The sequence below is a fragment of the Sphingomonas sp. Leaf23 genome (assembly GCF_001421585.1).
Taxonomy (GTDB): Bacteria; Pseudomonadota; Alphaproteobacteria; order Sphingomonadales; family Sphingomonadaceae; genus Sphingomonas.
Genome location: NZ_LMKR01000003.1, coordinates 547981 through 564591 on the forward strand (window position 1 = coordinate 547981; position 16611 = coordinate 564591).

The window sequence follows — 16611 nt, forward strand, 5'->3', positions numbered from 1 at the left end:
AAGGGCGCCCCTTTCCCGTCACTTGACCGCATCAGAAGCGATAGCGTGCCCCCAGCAGGAAGCGCGGCTTCAGTTCCTGGGCGAACACCAACGCGTTACGGTCGCGACCATATTGCACCAGCGGCTCGCTGGTCAGGTTCACCCCTTCGATCGACAGCGCCATGCGGTCGTTCAGGTCGTAGCTGATGTTGAAGTCCAGCGTGCCGAACGGCGCGACGAACAACGGGTTTCGGCTGTCGCCCTGATTGGTCGCGGCCAGGAACTTGTCGCGCCAGTTATAGGTCACGCGGGCGGACAGGCCGTTCTTGTCATAAATGATCGATCCGTTGGCGCTGTCGCCCAGCCCGGTCAGCGCGAACACATTGACGTTCGGATCGGCCGCGATGTCGGCGTTCACGTCGCCATAGACTTTCGTGTACGAGGCCTGGACACCGACGCCGGTGTTGCCGAAGAAGTACTGACCTGCGAGTTCGAAGCCATAGATATGGCCCTCGCGGTTGTTGATCGGCTGTTCCACGGCAAAGTTATACAGCGGGTCTTGGCCGTTAGCGTAGATGTCGATCGCCTGCAGGACGCTGTTCACATAATCCTGATTCAGCGCGCCGCCATTGACGCGATTTGCCTGGAACGTGGCATCGGCCTGGGCAGTGTTGCCGCCGTTCTGCTGAAGAAGTGCGGTGTAGGTGAACAGGTTCACGTCGCTCAGGTCGGCACCCAGCGCCTGTAGCCGCGCCAATGCGGTTCCCGAACGGGTGCCCGCCGCGCCCGACGACGGATCGCGCAGGTCGAACAGGCTGCGGTTGAACACGCCCTTGCCGATGAAGTTGCGCACCCGTTTGTCGAAGAACCCGACCGACACATAGCTCGACGGCTTGAAATACCATTCGACCGACAGGTCGAAATTGTCCGACACGAGCGGAAGCAGGCTGGCATTGCCCGACTGGCCGGTCGGACGGCCGCCCAGTGCAACCGGACGCGTCGGCGGGCCGGCCGTTGTCGACGCGAACAGGTCGCCGAAGTCGGGCCGGGCAAGCGTGCGGCTTGCCGACGCGCGGGCGATGAAGTTGTCGAACACCTCGATGTTAAAATCGACCGCCGGCAGCAGGTTGGTATAGTTGCCGCGCTGGACGACCGGCGAGCCGGAGGCTGCGACGACCGCCGAGAAGTCGTTATCCGCATCCCACTTCAGCGCCGACGGGATCGCCTGGATCGCGACAGAGCGGACCTTCGTTTCTTCATAGCGGGTGCCGAACAGCAGGTTCGCGGGGCGGCCGGCGATCTCACCCTTCCAGGTGATCTGCCCATAGACGCCCCAGACCTTCTCGCCGACCGTATCATTGTCGTTGGCGGTGGTCGAAATCGGGTTGGCGGCGTAGAAGTTCGAGAAGATGTCGTTCAGGACGACGGCGTTGCCGCGGAAGGCAGTGCGCTTCACATCGGCGGTGCTGAACTTGTCGAACTTGCAGTCGAGGCAGAAGGTCTTGACCACGTTCGACGCCAGCCGCTGGACGATGCCCGGATCGGTGATGCCCCAGTCGCCCAGCTGCTGCTGCGTCTGCACCCGCTGGCTGGTCATTTGCGAGTCGGTGTAGGTGCCGCCGAAATCGAACCGGCTGCCGCCGCCCAGGTCCCAGCCGAAATCTGCACGACCGCCGTTGATCCGCTGGCGTTGGGTGGCGGTGTTGGTGCGCGAAATCTGCGTGCCGACGTCGCCGAGGTCGAGGACGCCGTTGCCATTGCCGTTGATCGAATCGTTGATCGTCTGCGTCACGCGGGGGAAGCCGCTGCTATAATCGATCGCCTGGCTGCTGATGACCGGCGCGCCAAGCGACATCAATGTCACCGACGTTCCGTTGGGGGCATCGGGCGTCGACTTCGACACGGCATGATAGCCATCAACGTTCAGCGTCAGACGATCGGTCATCTGCCACTTGCCGTTCAGGCCATAGGACTGAAGCTGGGTCTTGGTGGCGCGGAACTGCTGCTCGAAGCCTTGGTCCTTCACGCCGTTGATCGTTTCCGAGATGAAATCGGGCGTGGCGATCACGTCGTTGCCGTTGAACTCGATCCGGCCGAACGGGCGGTTGAACCAGTTGGTCTGCTCGCTTCGCTGTTCCTCCAGCCGGTTCTGCGCGAACAGCGCGTCGGCGGTGAAGGTCAGCCGTTCGGTCGGGGCGAACTGCAGCACGGCCTGGCCGTTGATGCGTTCCCGCTTGTTTTCGGAAAACTGGTAGCGGCTGTCATTGGGGACCAGTGTGAATGGCGTGGTGGGCCGGTTCTCGATCTGGGTCTGGCCGTTGACGTAAGGACCGGCGGGGTTGAGCACGTCGGCGGTTGGGACCACCGTGAAATAGTTCGGCGCGCTCTGGGCCGAGGTGCTGTCGCGGCGCTGGAAGCTGCCGAAGACCGACAGGCCGAAGGTGCGCGCGTCGTTGCGCCAGCTGAGCAGACCCGACACTTCGGGAAGCACGCGGGCGCCTTCGCCCTCCATCGTGCTGACATCGTGCAGCGCCTTCACGCCGAACGAGCCGGTGACGCCATCCTCCCGCGAGTCCAGCGGCTTGCGGGTAACGACGTTGATCGCCGCGCCGATGCCGCCCGACGGGATGGAGGCGCGGCCGGTCTTGTAGACCTCCAGCGCCGATACGCCTTCCGATGCGAGATTCTGGAAGTCGAACGAACGCCCGGTGCCGCGTGCGAAATCGCCCGCGCCGCTGGTGTCGACGTTCGAGGCGGGGAGCTGGCGACCGTTCAGCGTGACGAGGTTGAACCCGCCCGAGAAGCCGCGCACCGACACCTGCGACCCTTCGCCGTTCACCCGGTTGATCGACACGCCGGTGATGCGCTGCAGCGACTCGGCGAGGTTGGTGTCGGGGAACTTGCCGATATCCTCGGCGCTGATCGCGTCGACCACGCCGGCCGAGTTGCGCTTGATATCGATCGCGCGGTTCAGCGAGGCGCGGATGCCGGTGACGACGATTTCCTCACCGTCCTGCACCGGGTCCTGGCCGGTCTGCTGCACGGTGCTGCCGGCGGTGCCTTCGGTGGCGCCGGGCTGGGCATTGACGGCGGTGTCGCCGGTCTGCGCGGCGGCGATGCCGGGTGCGACCAAAGCTGCGGCCAGAGTGATGGCGGAGGCGCTGCGCGCCAGATTGCCGAGAAGATGACCTCTCATGCGAAAACTCCCCTGATGTGTGGTGCGGTTCGTTCCGCCCATCGTGTCGCCGGATTGTCCGGTAATGGTATCGCTACCACTTTGTCCGGCGCTGTCAATTCGATGAATCGGATAACATCATGATCTGGAACGATAATATCCAGTATCCGAAACTGCGCCGATCGGTCGTGACGGTACGCAGTTCCACGCATCTTCGACATTAACCAGAAATTATACGGAGATCGGTACCTCGATATCCAAGCGAGCAATGCAGTCCGGGGGGATGTGACAAAGTTCGTTTGGAGCACATGAATGATGCGTTGGTTTCGCAAAGACGCCCCGATCCGTCTGAAGTTTACCGTGATGGGGACGGTCTATGCCTTGTTGGTGGCCGTGCCGGTCGCCACCACGGCGGCGGCGCTGGGCGGAATGGCGTCGGCGCCGATCCTGCTGGGTGCGGCAGTGGCGGCGTTGTGCGTCACTATCGTGCTGGCGGTCGTGTTCCGCAGCGCCGTTTGCAACCCCTATGTCGATTCGGTCGTGGGAATGGAGGCGATTGCCGCCGGCGATTTGTCGCGCACGATCGAGCATGCCGACCATCGCGACTGTATCGGCCGCATGGCGCGCGCGATGCAGGTGTTCCAGGCGAATGGCCAATCGGTAAAGGACGCGGCGACCGGCCAGAAGCAGGTGGTCGGCCGGCTGGGCGAGGGGCTGTCGCGCCTTGCCGCCAGCGACGTCAGCTATCGCATCGCCGACCCGTTCCCCGCCGATTACGAACGGCTGCGGATCGATTTCAATGCGGCGATGGACGCGGTGTCGGAAGTGCTGGCGGCAGTGCGCGAGGCGACCAGCGGCATCAACAGCGGTGCCAATGATATCCGCCAGGCATCCGACGACCTGTCGCAGCGTACCGAGCAGCAGGCCGCGAGCCTGGAGGAAACCGCCGCCGCGATGGACCAGATCACCGGCACGGTGCGCGAAACCGCCGCCGGCGCCACCCGCGCCCATGCGGTCGTCAGCGAAACCCGTGACGAGGCCGAACAGTCGGGCGATGTCGTCCGCCGCGCGGTCGACGCGATGCACGGCATCGAACGGGCATCGGGCGAGATCGGCGATATCATCACCGTCATCGACGGCATCGCATTCCAGACCAATCTGCTGGCGCTGAACGCCGGGGTCGAAGCCGCCCGTGCCGGCGACGCGGGCAAGGGGTTCGCGGTCGTCGCGTCCGAAGTGCGCGCGCTGGCGCAGCGTTCGGCCGACGCCGCCAAGGACGTGAAGGCCAAGATCAACGCATCGTCCGAACAGGTCGCGACCGGTGTCGAACTGGTCAGCGAAACCGGCAAGGCATTGCAGCGGATCATCGGGCGGATCGGTGAGATCAGCGCGCTGGTCGGCACCATCGCCACCTCGGCCGATCAGCAGGCGACCGGGCTGCAACAGGTCAACACCGCCGTCAACGAGATGGACGGCGTGACCCAGCAGAACGCGGCGATGGTCGAACAGGCGACCGCCGCCGCCCGCACATTGGCCGAAGAGGCGCAGGAGCTGGCGCGGCAGGTCGACCGCTTCACGCTGCGCCACGGCACCCATGCCGCGGCCAAGGTTGCTTCCGCTCCGCGCCATGCACCCACCCAGAGCGCCGTCCACCGGCTGCAGGCCCGTGTCGCGCAGGTCAGCCGCGACATGGCCCCGTCGTCGCCGCCACCCCGCCGCAAGGCCGCCGCCAGCGGCAGTGCCGCCACCGCGGCCGCGATGGTCGTGGATGACGACGACTGGACCGAATTCTGATCCCAATCCCTGCCAGCGACCTCCTTTTCCGGGATACGCCCATGACCATCGCTCTTCCTGCCGTACTCGATACCCCCGCCGCCGCCGCGCTGCGCCAGACGCTGCGCGATGCGATCGGCACCGGCACCCCGATCCTGCTCGATGCGTCGGGCGTGGAGCGGATCGGCCAGGCGTGCCTGCAGGTGCTGGCCGCCGCCGAAGTCGCGGCAGAGGAGTCCGGCCAGGATTTCCGCATCGTCGGCGCGAGCCCGGTGTTCGCCGACATGGCGACGCTGGCGGCCCTCGACACCCTTATCGCAGCCTGATCCGGAGCGAATTCCATGGACCTCGACGCAATCCAGCAGATCTTCTTCCAGGAGTGCGAGGAAGGCCTTGCCGCGATGGAAGGCAATTTCGCGTTGCTGCGCGACGGCGACCGCGATTCGGAAACGATCAACGGCGTCTTCCGCTGCGTCCATTCGATCAAGGGCGGGGCGGGCGCGTTCGGGCATGAACGATTGCAGGCCTATACCCACCAGTATGAGACGCTGCTCGACCTGATTCGCAACGGCACGCTGGACCTGACGCCCGCGCTGCTCGACGTGGTGGTCGGCGCGTTCGACGTGCTGGCCGACCATGTGGCGGCGGCGCGCGACGGCGATACGCCGCCGGCCGATGCGGCGATGCTGGAACGGCTGGTCGCGGCCGCCGGGGGCGATACGAAGTCCAAGGCCGCAGCGGCACCGGCGGCGGACGCCGCGCCGGCGGTCGCCATTTCCGACGATTTCGACGACCTGATGTCGATGCTGGGCGATGTGGCGCAGTCGGAGGACGGCGCGGATGCCGCCAATGGCTGGCGCCTGCGCTACACGCCGGGGGCCAAGGCGTTCGAGCATGGTGCCGAACCGCTGCTGCTGCTGCGCGAACTGACGATGCTGGGCGGCAAGGTGACGCTGTGCGACCGCGCCGCGCTGCCGCCGCTGGACATGATGGACCCCGAATGCGGCTATCTGGCGTGGGACGTGGCGTTGCCCGCCAGCGTTGCCGAGGATGATATCCGCGCGGTGTTCGAATTCGGCGATCCGAGTGCGATCACGCTGACGCGGGGCGATGCCGAACCAGCCATGGCGGAGGATAGCGTCGACGCGCTGTTCGACCTGCTCGATTCGATGGAGAGCGCGCCGGTAGCGGTCGTCGCCGAACCGGAAGTCGCCGCGCCGCCGCCGCCGCCACCTGCTCCCGCCCCGGTCGCCGCGCCGGCACCTGCGCCTGCTCCGGCACCCGTCGCGGCGGAACCGGCCGCGCCGCGTGCCGCTGCCCCGGCCGCTGCCGTCGCACCGCCTGCACAGACGATCCGCGTCGACCTCGACAAGCTCGACCGGCTGGTCAACCTGGTCGGTGAGCTGGTGATCACGCAGGCGATGCTGGCGCAGCGGCTGGCCGAAAACCAGATGGGCGGCATCTCGGAACTGAGCGACCTCGAACATCTGACGCGCGAGTTGCAAGAATCGACGATGGCGATCCGTGCGCAGCCGATGAAGACGGTGTTCAGCCGCGTGCCGCGCATCGTCCGCGAACTGGAGGGCGAGACCGGCAAGCGCGTCCGCTTGGAGGTAGATGGCGAGATGACCGAGGTCGACAAGACCGTGGTCGAACGCATCGGCGAACCGCTGACCCACCTGATCCGCAACGCCGTCGACCATGGCCTGGAAATGCCCGATGTCCGCGTCGCGGCGGGCAAGTCGGCCGAGGGCGTGGTCCGCCTTGCCGCCGCGCACCAGTCGGGCCGCATCGTCATCACCGTGTCCGACGACGGGCAGGGGATCAACCGCGCACGGGTGAAGGCGAAGGCGATCGAAAAGGGCATCATCCTGCCCGACGCAGTGCTGAGCGATGAGGAGATCGACAACCTGATCTTCGCGCCCGGCTTCTCGACCGCGGCGGCGATCACCAACGTGTCCGGACGCGGCGTCGGCATGGACGTGGTGCGCAAGAACATCCAGGCGCTGGGCGGCCGTATCGGCATCCAGTCGCGCGAAGGCTTCGGGTCGAGCTTTTCGCTCAGCCTGCCGCTGACGCTGGCGGTGCTCGACGGCATGATCGTGACCGTGGGCCAGCAGACCTTTGTCATTCCGCTCGGCCATATCGTCGAAAGCCTGCGCCCCGACGACGATACGCTCAGCCGGCTGGGGCCGGACGGGACGCTGCTCGACGTGCGCGGGTCGTACGTGCCGGTGCTGCGCATCGCCGACTATCTGGGCATCGAGGGGGCCGAGCGGAACCCGACCAACGCCGTGCTGATCGTGGTCGAGGGCGACCATGGCCAGGCCGCGCTGCTGGTCGATACCATCCAGGATCAGCGGCAGGTGGTCGTGAAGAGCCTGGAGGCGAATTACCAGGCGATCGACGGCGTGGCTGGCGCGACGATTCTCGGCGACGGGCGCGTCGCGCTGATCGCCGATGTCGATGCGCTGACGACGCGCGGCCGCTTCGCCAACCGTCCGACCGCGGCGATCGCCGCATGAACCGGGCCGCCGCCCTCGACAACAGCCGCGCGCGTGAATTCGAATTTCACCCCGGCGACCACCGCGCCATCGCGGCGCTGGTGTATGACGAGGTCGGCATCCTGCTGCCCGATGGCAAGGCGCAGCTGGTCTATGGCCGGATCGCGCCGCGCGTGCGGGCATGCGGCTTCGGCAGCTTCGCCGATTATGTGGCGCATATCGGCCGCGATGCCGAGGAACGCGGCCGGGCGATCGACGCGCTGACCACGAACCACACCAGCTTCTTTCGCGAAAACCATCATTTCGAGGATTTCGTGGAGCGGATCTGGCCGTCGCTGGCCGACCGGCTGGCAAAGGGTGGCCGGGTTCGGCTGTGGTCGGCGGCGTGTTCGAGCGGCGAGGAGCCCTATTCGTGGCTGATGGCGATGTTCGGCACCGACCGCGCCGCCGCCCAGCGACTGTTGAAGGCCGACCTGCGCCTGCTGGCGACCGACGTGTCGCCCAGCGTGCTGAACACCGCACGCGCCGGCCGGTATTCGAAGGAAACGATGCGGACCGTACCCGCATCGCTGCGTTCCGTGTGGACCGGGGGGGACGGCGACAGCCTTGTCGTCGATCCGGTCCTTCGCGAGGGAATCGCGTTCAAGCCGCTCAACCTGCTCGGCGACTGGCCGTTCAAGGGGCGGTTCGACACGATCTTCTGTCGCAATGTCATGATCTATTTCGACGAGCCCACAAAAGAACGCCTGCTGGCGCGGCTCGGCGAGCGATTGGAGGTTGGGGGGATGCTCTACATCGGTCATTCGGAGCGGCTGATCGGCGCGGTGCAGGACAAGTTCCGCTGCATCGGCCGCACCGCATATCAGAAGATCGCCGCATGAGCGTCCGCACCCTCATCGTCGATGATTCGATGGCGATGCAGGCGATCATCCGCCGCCGGCTGCTCGCCGATCCGGGGATCGAGGTCGTCGGCACCGCCGCGAGCGCCGACGAGGCACGCGCGCAGATCAAGGCGCTCGACCCCGATGTCGTGACGCTCGACATCGAGATGCCGGGGATGAGCGGGCTCGACTTCCTCGAACGGCTGATGCGGCTGCGCCCCACCCCGGTGGTCATGCTGTCGACGCTGACCGCGCAAGGGGCCGAGGCCAGCCTGACCGCGCTGGAACGCGGCGCGTTCGATTGTTTCGACAAGACGCGGCTGATGGCGGGCACCGATGCCGCCTGCACGTCGGAGCTGACCGAACTGGTCCGCGCCGCCGCCACCGCGCGCCCGGCCGCGCGTGCCACGCCGGTGCGGGCCGCCGCGCCGGTGCAGGAACGCGCAACCTATACCCCGCGTCCGGGCGCAATGATCGCGATCGGCGCGTCGACCGGCGGTGTCGAGGCGCTGATCGAGCTGCTGTCGGGCTTTCCGGCCAACTGCCCGCCGACCGTCATCGTCCAGCATATGCCGGCGACCTTTACCCCCAGCTTCGCCGCGCGGCTGAACCGGCTGTGCGCGCCTAGCGTCGAGGAAGCGCGCGCGGGCGCGCCGCTGGCGGTGGGCAAGGTCTATCTCGCACCCGGCGGCGAACGGCACATGGAGATCGGCGGATCGGGCGACCGGCGCCATTGCCGCCTGGTCGAAGGCGACAAGGTGAACGGCCATCGCCCGTCGGTCGACCGGCTGTTCCATTCGGTCGCGCGCCTGGCGGGCCGCGATGCGACCGCCGCGATCCTGACCGGCATGGGCTGTGACGGGGCGGAGGGGATGAAGGCGATGCGCGGCTGCGGATCGATGACCTTCGGCCAGGACAAGGCGACCAGCGTCGTCTACGGCATGCCCGCGATCGCGCAGCAGATCGGCGCGGTTACCGAACAGTTGCCGCTGCGCAAGATCGCCGCGCGCCTGCTGGCGGAATGCGCCGCATGAGCGCGCTGGCGACCCGTGACGGATTGCGGCGGGTAACCGTCGCGCAGGGTGAGACCCAGGTCAGCAACGAACGCGACGTCGTGCTGACGACGGTGCTCGGCAGCTGTGTCGCCGCGTGCTTCTACGACCCGATCGCCCAGATCGGCGGGATCAACCATTACCTGCTGGCCGACGGCAACGCGTCCGATCCGGCGTCGATGCAGCGTTACGGCGTGTATGCGATGGAAGTGCTGATCAACGCGATGCTGGCGCGCGGCGCCGCGCGGTCGCGGATGCGCGCGCGCATCTTTGGCGGGGCGACGATGCGCGCAGGGTTCCGCGATATCGGCGGCGCCAACATCGCCTTCGCCCGCACCTTCCTGCGCGACGAACGCATCGCGCTGGTCGGTGAGGATGTCGGCGGCACGCAGGCCCGCCGGGTCGAGTTTCGCGCGGCGGTCGGGTTGGCGCGATGCCGCTCGGTCGTCGATACCGCACCGCCGCCGATCGTCGTGCGCGCACCACCGCCACCGCCCGCCGCCGTCGGCGACGTGGAGTTTTTCTGATGACCGAATCTGCACCGAGGGAGCCTCTTACCGTGGCCAAGACGATCATGACCGTCGACGATTCGCCCAGCATGCGAATGTTGCTGCGGGTCGCGCTGACCGATCTGGGATACAGCGTCGTGGAGGCCGAGGACGGCGTTCATGCGCTGGAAAAGCTGGACGGGTTTCAGCCCGACCTGCTGATCACCGACATCAACATGCCGCGCATGGACGGGTTCGGCCTGATCGCCGAAGTCCGCGGGCAGGGGCGTCGCAGCCTGCCGATTCTCGTGCTAACTACCGAGAGTTCCGACGAAAAGAAGCAGCGTGCGCGTGACGCCGGTGCTACCGGCTGGATCGTGAAGCCGTTCCACCCCGAAAAGCTGGCCGCCGCGATCCGGCGCGTCCTGCACTGACCCCAAGCGCGATAAGGAAACTCCCATGTCCCGCCAACTTATCACCTTTCAGCTGGGCGACCAGATCCTGGGCGTCGACATCATGGCGATCCGCGAGATCCGCGCATGGTCGCCGGCCACCCCGCTGCCCAACGTGCCGCCCTATGTCCGCGGTGTCGTGAACCTGCGCGGCGTCGTGCTGCCGGTATTCGACCTGCGCCATCGGCTGAACTGGGGCGTGACCGACCCGTCGGCGCGCCACGTCATCATCGTCGTGCGGATCGGCGAACAGCTGCAGGGGATCATCGTCGATGCGGTGAACGACATCGTGTCGATCCACCCCGATGCAATGCAGCCCATCCCCGACATCGGCGATGCCGAGGCGTCGCGATTCCTCGAAGGGCTGGCGACGATCGACAATCGCATGATCCTGGTGCTGGCGCTCGACCGACTGGTCGACCAGCCGGTCGCCGAAGCCGCTTGAAGTACCGCGTAATCTTTTTGGGACAATCACATCATGGCTGCTAGCACCAAGGTCCTCGTCGTCGACGACTCCCTGACCATGCGGGCGCTCATTTCGGGCGCGCTGGAACGGATTCCGGGTGTCGAGGTCGTCGGACTGGCCGATGGCGCGGCCGAGGCGCGTTCGATGGTGGCGTCGCTCAAGCCGCACGTCATGACGCTAGACGTCGAGATGCCGGGGATGAGCGGCATCGAATATCTGGCCGAGATCATGGACACGAAGCCGATGCCGGTCATCATGTTCTCCACCCGCACGACCGACGGCGCGGGCGAGACGATCGAGGCGTTGCGCCTGGGGGCGATCGACTGCCTGCCCAAGCCGCGCGTGGCGGCGCCGGCCGAGCTGAACGCGATCATCGCGAAGCTCGGCAAGCGTATCAAGTCGGCGCGCAACGCCCCGGTAAAGGTGCCCAAGGTCGCGTCGGCCGCACGGCCGATCGACTGGAACGGCCGCCTGCTGGTGGTCGGCGGCGATGCGTCGAGCACCGCGTCGCTGTTCAACCTGTTCGGCCAGTTCCCGCCCAATTGTCCGCCGACGATCGTCGTCCAGCATCTGGGGCCGGGCCTGGTGAACGGCATGGTCGAAAAGCTGGGTTCGCAGGTCGCGCCGAAGGTCGTCGTCGCGCAGGAGGGCATGGCGATCGAACAGGGCACGATCTATTTCGCGCCGCAGGGCGATCATCACGTCGTGGTCGATGCATGGCCGTCGGGCAAGCTGCGCCTGCTGGCGCGCGATCCGGTGGCGGGTGAGCGGCCGTCGATCTCGCTGCTGTTCGCCGCTGCCGCCAAGGCGGCGGGTTCGAACGCGGCCGGCGTGCTGTTCCTCGACAGCAGCGAAGATGGCGGCGGCGGGCTGAAGGCGATGCTGGGCGCGGGCGGCTATGCCTTTGCGCCGGCCGAAAGCGGCGGTGGCCACACCCTGTCGCGCGGCATGGTGACGCAGCCCGTGGCGGCCGATGCGCTGGCCGCCGGCGTGCTGAAACTGTGCTCGAAATGAGCGCGCCGGCGATCTCCGTCGCCTCGCTCGAACTGGGCGAGGCGTTGGCCGGCGAGCTGGAGCGGGCGTCGCGCCTGCTCGGCGAGCTGGCCTTCGAGCTCGGCAGCGACGAAACGACGCTGCGCCGGCACCTGACCGGCCTGCAGTCGATCGATCATGTGACGCAGATCATGCTGAACATCGCGACGGTGCTGCGCGCGGGCGAGGGGACGGATCAGCTGGCCGGGGTGACGCTGGAGGATGTCGCGAGACGATTGCGCGCGAGCCTCAACTGATCGGCTGGTGCCCCGTGCAGGAATCGAACCCGCGTCTCTTCGTTACAAAGGAAGCCGTTTACCATTAACGTAACGGGGCACGCCAAAGGTCGCTTACCAAGCGGTGTGTCGAACCACAATCTCAAACCACGCCGAAGGTCCAGCCTTCGGTGCGCGCGACACGGGGCGACAGTGCCGGCGGCGACCACAGCGCCGGATCGTGCGCAACGCCGCGCAGCCACGCGGCGGTCAGCAGCGCATCGGTCGCATGATCGTCATAGCGGGGGGAGGGCGCGTGCGGCGCACTGCCCAATACCGCCAGCGCGGCGTCCAGCTGATCGGCATCGCGCAGCTTGCTGCGCCCGGCGCGGACCCCGGCGGCCCGTGCGGCGATGGTGGTGTAGATTTCGACGATCACCGGACCCGATGGCGGCAGCGGATCGAACGGCCAGACCGGTATCCGCCCCGCCAGCCGGTGCAGCACGCGCATTCCCGTCAGGCTCGATTTGCCGACCTGCGCCGCGCCGACCAGGTTGAAGCAACTGGTCGGAGAGAACCCTGCCGCGCGCTGCCGTTCCTCGCACAGTCGCAACCGCCCGCGTCCCTGTCCGAAGCGGTCGCCGAGCGCGCGATGCCGGCGGAAATGGCGCGACAGTTCGGCGTCGTCCACCACCGACGTCGCCGCCAGATGCGGATCGCCGGCGGCCATGGCATCGACCATCGCCCATAGCGCGCGGGCGTCGTCGGGCGAACCGGGCCAGTCGGGGAAATAGCCGCCGGCGTCGACGAAGGGCAAAGCGGGCGACAGGTCCAGCCCGATCAGCATGTCCGCCTGGGTATCCGCCAGCATCGTCAGCCAGTCGAGAATGCTCCCACGCGACCACCCACCGTCGCGGGTGACGAGCGCGGGGCCTTCGTCATGCGCCTCCGCCACCGCCAGCCCCGCCGGGCGCGCCACCGCCTGTCCCGACCAGTCGATCGCCGCGAACCGCGTGAAGCGGCGGGTCACGAAGTCTGTCGCCGTTCGTCCCACCACGCCATGCGTTCGGCGATGCGCTGTTCGAACCCGCGCCCGGTCGGTTCGTAGAAGCGCGCCGGGGGCATCTCCTCCGGCCAGTAATTCGCGCCCGAAAACCCGTCCTGCTGGTCATGGTCATAGGCATAGCCCTTGCCATAGCCGATGTCCTTCATCAGCCGGGTCGGCGCGTTCAGGATCGAGGGCGGTGGCATCAGCGATCCTGTCTCGCGCGCCGCCTTGAACGCCGCCTTCTGGGCCTTGTACGCCGCGTTAGATTTGGGCGCGGTGGCGAGGTAGAGGCAGGCCTGCACGATCGCCAGCTCCCCCTCTGGACTGCCGAGGAACTCGTAGGCGTCCTTGGCGGCAAGGCATTGCACCAGCGCCTGCGGATCGGCGAGGCCGATATCCTCGCTGGCGAAGCGGGTCAGCCGGCGCAGCACATAGAGCGGTTCCTCGCCCGCCGTCAGCATCCGCGCCATGTAATAGAGTGCGGCCTGCGGGTCCGATCCGCGCAGCGATTTGTGGAGCGCGGAGATGAGGTTGTAATGCCCCTCGCGATCCTTGTCATAGACCGCGACCCGCCGTTGCAGCAGCGCCGACAGCCCGGCGGGATCGAGCGGTTCGGGCAGTTGAATCGAGAACAATGTCTCCGCCTGATTGAGCAAAAACCGGCCATCGCCATCGGCGCTCGCCACCAATGCCGCGCGCGCCGCATCGGTCAGGGGCAGGGGCCGTTCCTCCAGCGCCTCGCCGCGTGCCAGCAGCTCGTTCAGCGCGTCGGCACCGAGGCGGTGGAGGATCAGCACCTGCGACCGGCTGAGCAGCGCCGCGTTCAGTTCGAACGACGGGTTCTCGGTCGTCGCGCCGACCAACGTCACCGTGCCATCCTCGACATAAGGCAGGAAACCATCCTGCTGCGCGCGGTTGAAGCGGTGGATCTCGTCCACGAACAACAGCGTATTGCGGCCCAGCCGGGCGTGGTCGCGCGCCTCGGCGAACACTTTCTTCAGGTCGGCGACACCGGAGAAGACCGCCGAAATCTGTGCATAGCGCAGGCCGACCGCATCGGCGAGCAGCCGGGCGATGGTGGTCTTTCCGGTGCCGGGCGGTCCCCACAGGATCATCGACGACAGTTTTCCCGCCGCCACCATCCGCCCGATCGCGCCCTCCGGCCCGGTCAGGTGATCCTGCCCGACGACATCGGGCAGGGTGGTCGGGCGCAGGCGATCGGCCAGCGGCCCAGCGGCGGGCGCGTCGGGAACGGGCGGAGCGAAGTCGGCGAACAGGTCGGACATGGCCCGAATATAGGCCTTCGCAAAAAACCGCCAAACGCCTCTTGCGAGAACCGTTTCAAGATATATCTCCGCGTCTAAGATATATCGGAGAATGCGAATGCGATTTGGAATGGGATATGCGTCATGGACCGGCGGGCCGGGTCCGGGTGGTCGTGGCCGGCATGGCGGCGGGCCGCGTGGCCGGGTGCTGGGCGGTGACGAACTGAAGCTGGTGCTGTTGGCACTGATCGCCGAGGCGCCACGCCACGGATACGACCTGATCCGCGCGGTTGAGGCGCGCACCGGGGGCGCCTATGCGCCCAGCCCCGGCGTGGTGTATCCCACGCTGACGCTGCTGACCGACATGGGACTGATCGAGGAACAGGCGAGCGAGGGAGCGCGCAAGCTGTTCGCCATTACCGAGGCGGGCAGTGCGCAGCTGGCGCAGGATGCCGAACAGGTCGCCGACCTCTTCGCGCGGTTGCAGGCGCTGGGCGAACATCGCGCCCGCACCGATGCCGGCCCGATCCACCGCGCCCGCGCCAATCTGCGCGCCGCGCTGCATCACCGGCTCGCCGGGCCGGACGTCGACACCGACACGCTCCACGCCATTGCCGCCATCCTCGATGAAGCGGCGCAGAAAGTTGAACGCCTATGACCGATTTTACGACCCACGCCGCGGTGCCAACTGCGCAGGCCAGCCGGTACCTCCAGCAGCTGTGCAAGCATTGGCAGCATAACCTGACCGTCGAGTTCGACGCCGACCACGGTACGGTGGTCTTTCCCCGCGACGCGCGCGGCGCCAGCCATCCCGGCGACGCGCTGGTAACGTTCGATGCCGCCGCAGATGCGCTGAACGTGCGGATCGACGCGACGTCGGCAGAGCAGCTGGACGGGCTGAAGGGGGCGGTCGCGCGCCATCTCGACCGGTTTGCGTTCCGCGAGGCGCCGCTGTCGTTCGACTGGCAATGATCCGTGGCCGCGTCTCGCGCGTTCGGGTCGCATGACCGACACGATCGAGACGCTCCGCGCCCGGATGGAAACCGCCGCCGCGGCGATGGATTTCGAAACCGCATCGCGGTTGCGCGACCGGATCACCCTGCTGCGTGGCGGTGCCGATCCAAAAGCCGCGCAAGCGGCGGACACGGCGGGGCTGACGCGGCAGGCGCCCGGCGCGATGGGACTGGGCACCAGCCGGCAACGGGTCGAACCGCCCGCCGGCTGGAAACCGCCGGCCAAGCCCGACCTGATGGTGACGCGCAAACGTTGAGGGCACGACTTTTCGTGGGCACGTCGAACCCGGCGCCCCCGGCGGCGTTCGAGCAGCCATGAAACGATATGTTGTAACTTCGCGTAATTCGGGGCATAGGGGTTCGATGCGCAGCACCACCGCCCGAACCTGGTTGCACGAAGGCCGACTCGACCGGTTCGGGATCATCCTGTCCGGCCTGTGCGCGGTGCACTGCGTGACGACCATCGCGGTCATGGCGCTGCTGGCGTCGGTCGGCGGCACGTTGCTGCATCCGGCGATCCACGAAATCGGCCTTGGCCTGGCCGTGCTCCTCGGCATCGTCGCGCTGGGTGCGGGCTTTTTGCGCCATGGGCAGCGGTTGCCGACGCTGATCGGTGGCATGGGCCTTGCCGTCATGGCGCTGGCGCTGACCCTGCCGCACGGCGTGCCGGAGGCGATCGCAACGCTCAGCGGCGTCGCGCTGCTGGCGCTGGGGCATCATCTGAACCGTCGTGCGCGCTGCTGAGCGGCTTGCCGCCTGTCGTTCGCGCGCCTATCTCGCTGACATGGCGCACGAACATCACGAACATCACGGGGCCGCGTGGAACAAGGCGGCGGAAGCCGCGCTGATTCGCGCCGGCGAGCAATGGACCGCGATGCGTGCCAGCATCTTTGACGTGTTGGCGTCGTTCGAAAAGCCGGCCTCCGCCTATGATATCGCCGATGCCGTGTCGAAGGCGCAGGGGCGGCGCGTCGCACCCAACAGCGTCTATCGCATCCTCGACCTGTTCGTGAACGCGAACCTGGCGCGCCGGGTCGAAAGCGCCAACGCCTATCTGGCGAATACCCATCCCGATTGCGTCCACGACTGCATCTTTCTCGTCTGCGACAAATGCGGACAGACGACGCATATCGATGACGACAAGATTACCGGAACCGTCCGTGCCGCAGCGTCGGGGGCCGGGTTCAAGCCGGTGCGCCCCGTTATCGAAGTGCGCGGAACTTGTGCAGCCTGCGTGCAGGATTGAACCTTTCCTGAACCATGCGCGC

General features: G+C 67.1%; 18 protein-coding genes and 1 tRNA gene. 15 read left to right on the plus strand and 4 right to left on the minus strand.

Annotated elements, in window-relative coordinates; translation table 11 throughout:
• Positions 1-31: 31 nt before the first annotated feature.
• Positions 32-3175, minus strand: a complete 3144-nt coding sequence (locus tag ASE67_RS10900) for a TonB-dependent receptor (RefSeq protein ID WP_082457066.1) — start codon at positions 3173-3175, stop codon at positions 32-34.
• Positions 3176-3466: 291 nt separating this feature from the next.
• Here ASE67_RS10900 and ASE67_RS10905 point away from each other — a divergent pair, with 291 nt between their 5' ends.
• From ASE67_RS10905 to ASE67_RS10950, 10 genes are read left to right on the plus strand one after another with little or no spacing between them, the layout of a single operon-like run.
• Positions 3467-4948 (plus strand): methyl-accepting chemotaxis protein, encoded by a 1482-nt coding sequence (locus tag ASE67_RS10905; protein WP_055760689.1) that lies wholly within the window; start codon positions 3467-3469, stop codon positions 4946-4948.
• 41 nt (positions 4949-4989) lie between these two features.
• A complete protein-coding gene (locus ASE67_RS10910; protein ID WP_055760692.1) occupies positions 4990-5253 on the plus strand; it encodes an STAS domain-containing protein in 264 nt (87 codons plus the stop codon).
• A gap of 15 nt (positions 5254-5268) precedes the next feature.
• Positions 5269-7452 carry a chemotaxis protein CheA gene (locus ASE67_RS10915; protein WP_055760695.1) on the plus strand — a complete coding sequence of 728 codons (2184 nt, stop codon included), beginning with the start codon at positions 5269-5271 and terminating at the stop codon, positions 7450-7452.
• Complete coding sequence (locus tag ASE67_RS10920; RefSeq protein WP_055760698.1) at positions 7449-8312, plus strand: CheR family methyltransferase; 864 nt, start codon at positions 7449-7451, stop codon at positions 8310-8312. Before ASE67_RS10915 ends, ASE67_RS10920 begins: the two co-directional genes overlap by 4 nt.
• Entirely contained in the window at positions 8309-9346 is a 1038-nt protein-coding gene (locus tag ASE67_RS10925) for a protein-glutamate methylesterase/protein-glutamine glutaminase (protein WP_055760701.1), read from the plus strand. The genes ASE67_RS10920 and ASE67_RS10925 overlap by 4 nt, the downstream gene beginning before the upstream one ends.
• On the plus strand, positions 9343-9891 hold the full coding sequence (locus tag ASE67_RS10930) for a chemotaxis protein CheD (RefSeq protein WP_055761621.1): 549 nt from the start codon (positions 9343-9345) through the stop codon (positions 9889-9891). Before ASE67_RS10925 ends, ASE67_RS10930 begins: the two co-directional genes overlap by 4 nt.
• Before the next feature lie 32 nt (positions 9892-9923).
• On the plus strand, positions 9924-10286 hold the full coding sequence (locus ASE67_RS10935; protein WP_055760704.1) for a response regulator: 363 nt from the start codon (positions 9924-9926) through the stop codon (positions 10284-10286).
• A gap of 25 nt (positions 10287-10311) precedes the next feature.
• Complete coding sequence (locus tag ASE67_RS10940) at positions 10312-10749, plus strand: chemotaxis protein CheW (RefSeq protein ID WP_055760706.1); 438 nt, start codon at positions 10312-10314, stop codon at positions 10747-10749.
• A 33-nt stretch (positions 10750-10782) separates the two neighbouring features.
• The gene (locus ASE67_RS10945; RefSeq protein ID WP_235511875.1) at positions 10783-11784 is read left to right on the plus strand and encodes a chemotaxis protein CheB; all 1002 of its coding nucleotides are present in this window, start codon (positions 10783-10785) and stop codon (positions 11782-11784) included.
• On the plus strand, positions 11781-12059 hold the full coding sequence (locus ASE67_RS10950; RefSeq protein WP_055760711.1) for a hypothetical protein: 279 nt from the start codon (positions 11781-11783) through the stop codon (positions 12057-12059). Before ASE67_RS10945 ends, ASE67_RS10950 begins: the two co-directional genes overlap by 4 nt.
• Before the next feature lie 5 nt (positions 12060-12064).
• On the opposite strand, the gene ASE67_RS10955 is transcribed toward ASE67_RS10950, so the two are convergent.
• From ASE67_RS10955 to ASE67_RS10965, 3 genes are all read right to left on the minus strand, one after another.
• Positions 12065-12138 (minus strand) — tRNA-Thr (locus ASE67_RS10955).
• Positions 12139-12180: 42 nt separating this feature from the next.
• The gene (locus tag ASE67_RS10960) at positions 12181-13047 is read right to left on the minus strand and encodes a hypothetical protein (protein ID WP_055760714.1); all 867 of its coding nucleotides are present in this window, start codon (positions 13045-13047) and stop codon (positions 12181-12183) included.
• On the minus strand, positions 13044-14351 hold the full coding sequence (locus tag ASE67_RS10965; RefSeq protein ID WP_055760717.1) for a replication-associated recombination protein A: 1308 nt from the start codon (positions 14349-14351) through the stop codon (positions 13044-13046). Before ASE67_RS10965 ends, ASE67_RS10960 begins: the two co-directional genes overlap by 4 nt.
• Before the next feature lie 97 nt (positions 14352-14448).
• Here ASE67_RS10965 and ASE67_RS10970 point away from each other — a divergent pair, with 97 nt between their 5' ends.
• The 5 genes from ASE67_RS10970 (at position 14449) to ASE67_RS10990 (ending at position 16589) form a co-directional block, all read left to right on the plus strand.
• Positions 14449-14988 carry a PadR family transcriptional regulator gene (locus ASE67_RS10970; RefSeq protein ID WP_055760720.1) on the plus strand — a complete coding sequence of 180 codons (540 nt, stop codon included), beginning with the start codon at positions 14449-14451 and terminating at the stop codon, positions 14986-14988.
• A complete protein-coding gene (locus tag ASE67_RS10975) occupies positions 14985-15302 on the plus strand; it encodes a DUF2218 domain-containing protein (protein WP_055760723.1) in 318 nt (105 codons plus the stop codon). The genes ASE67_RS10970 and ASE67_RS10975 overlap by 4 nt, the downstream gene beginning before the upstream one ends.
• 31 nt (positions 15303-15333) lie before the next feature.
• Entirely contained in the window at positions 15334-15600 is a 267-nt protein-coding gene (locus ASE67_RS10980) for a UvrB/UvrC motif-containing protein (RefSeq protein WP_055760726.1), read from the plus strand.
• A gap of 106 nt (positions 15601-15706) precedes the next feature.
• A complete protein-coding gene (locus tag ASE67_RS10985) occupies positions 15707-16087 on the plus strand; it encodes a MerC domain-containing protein (protein ID WP_055760729.1) in 381 nt (126 codons plus the stop codon).
• Positions 16088-16127: 40 nt separating this feature from the next.
• On the plus strand, positions 16128-16589 hold the full coding sequence (locus ASE67_RS10990; RefSeq protein ID WP_055760732.1) for a Fur family transcriptional regulator: 462 nt from the start codon (positions 16128-16130) through the stop codon (positions 16587-16589).
• The last annotated feature ends 22 nt before the right edge of the window (positions 16590-16611 follow it).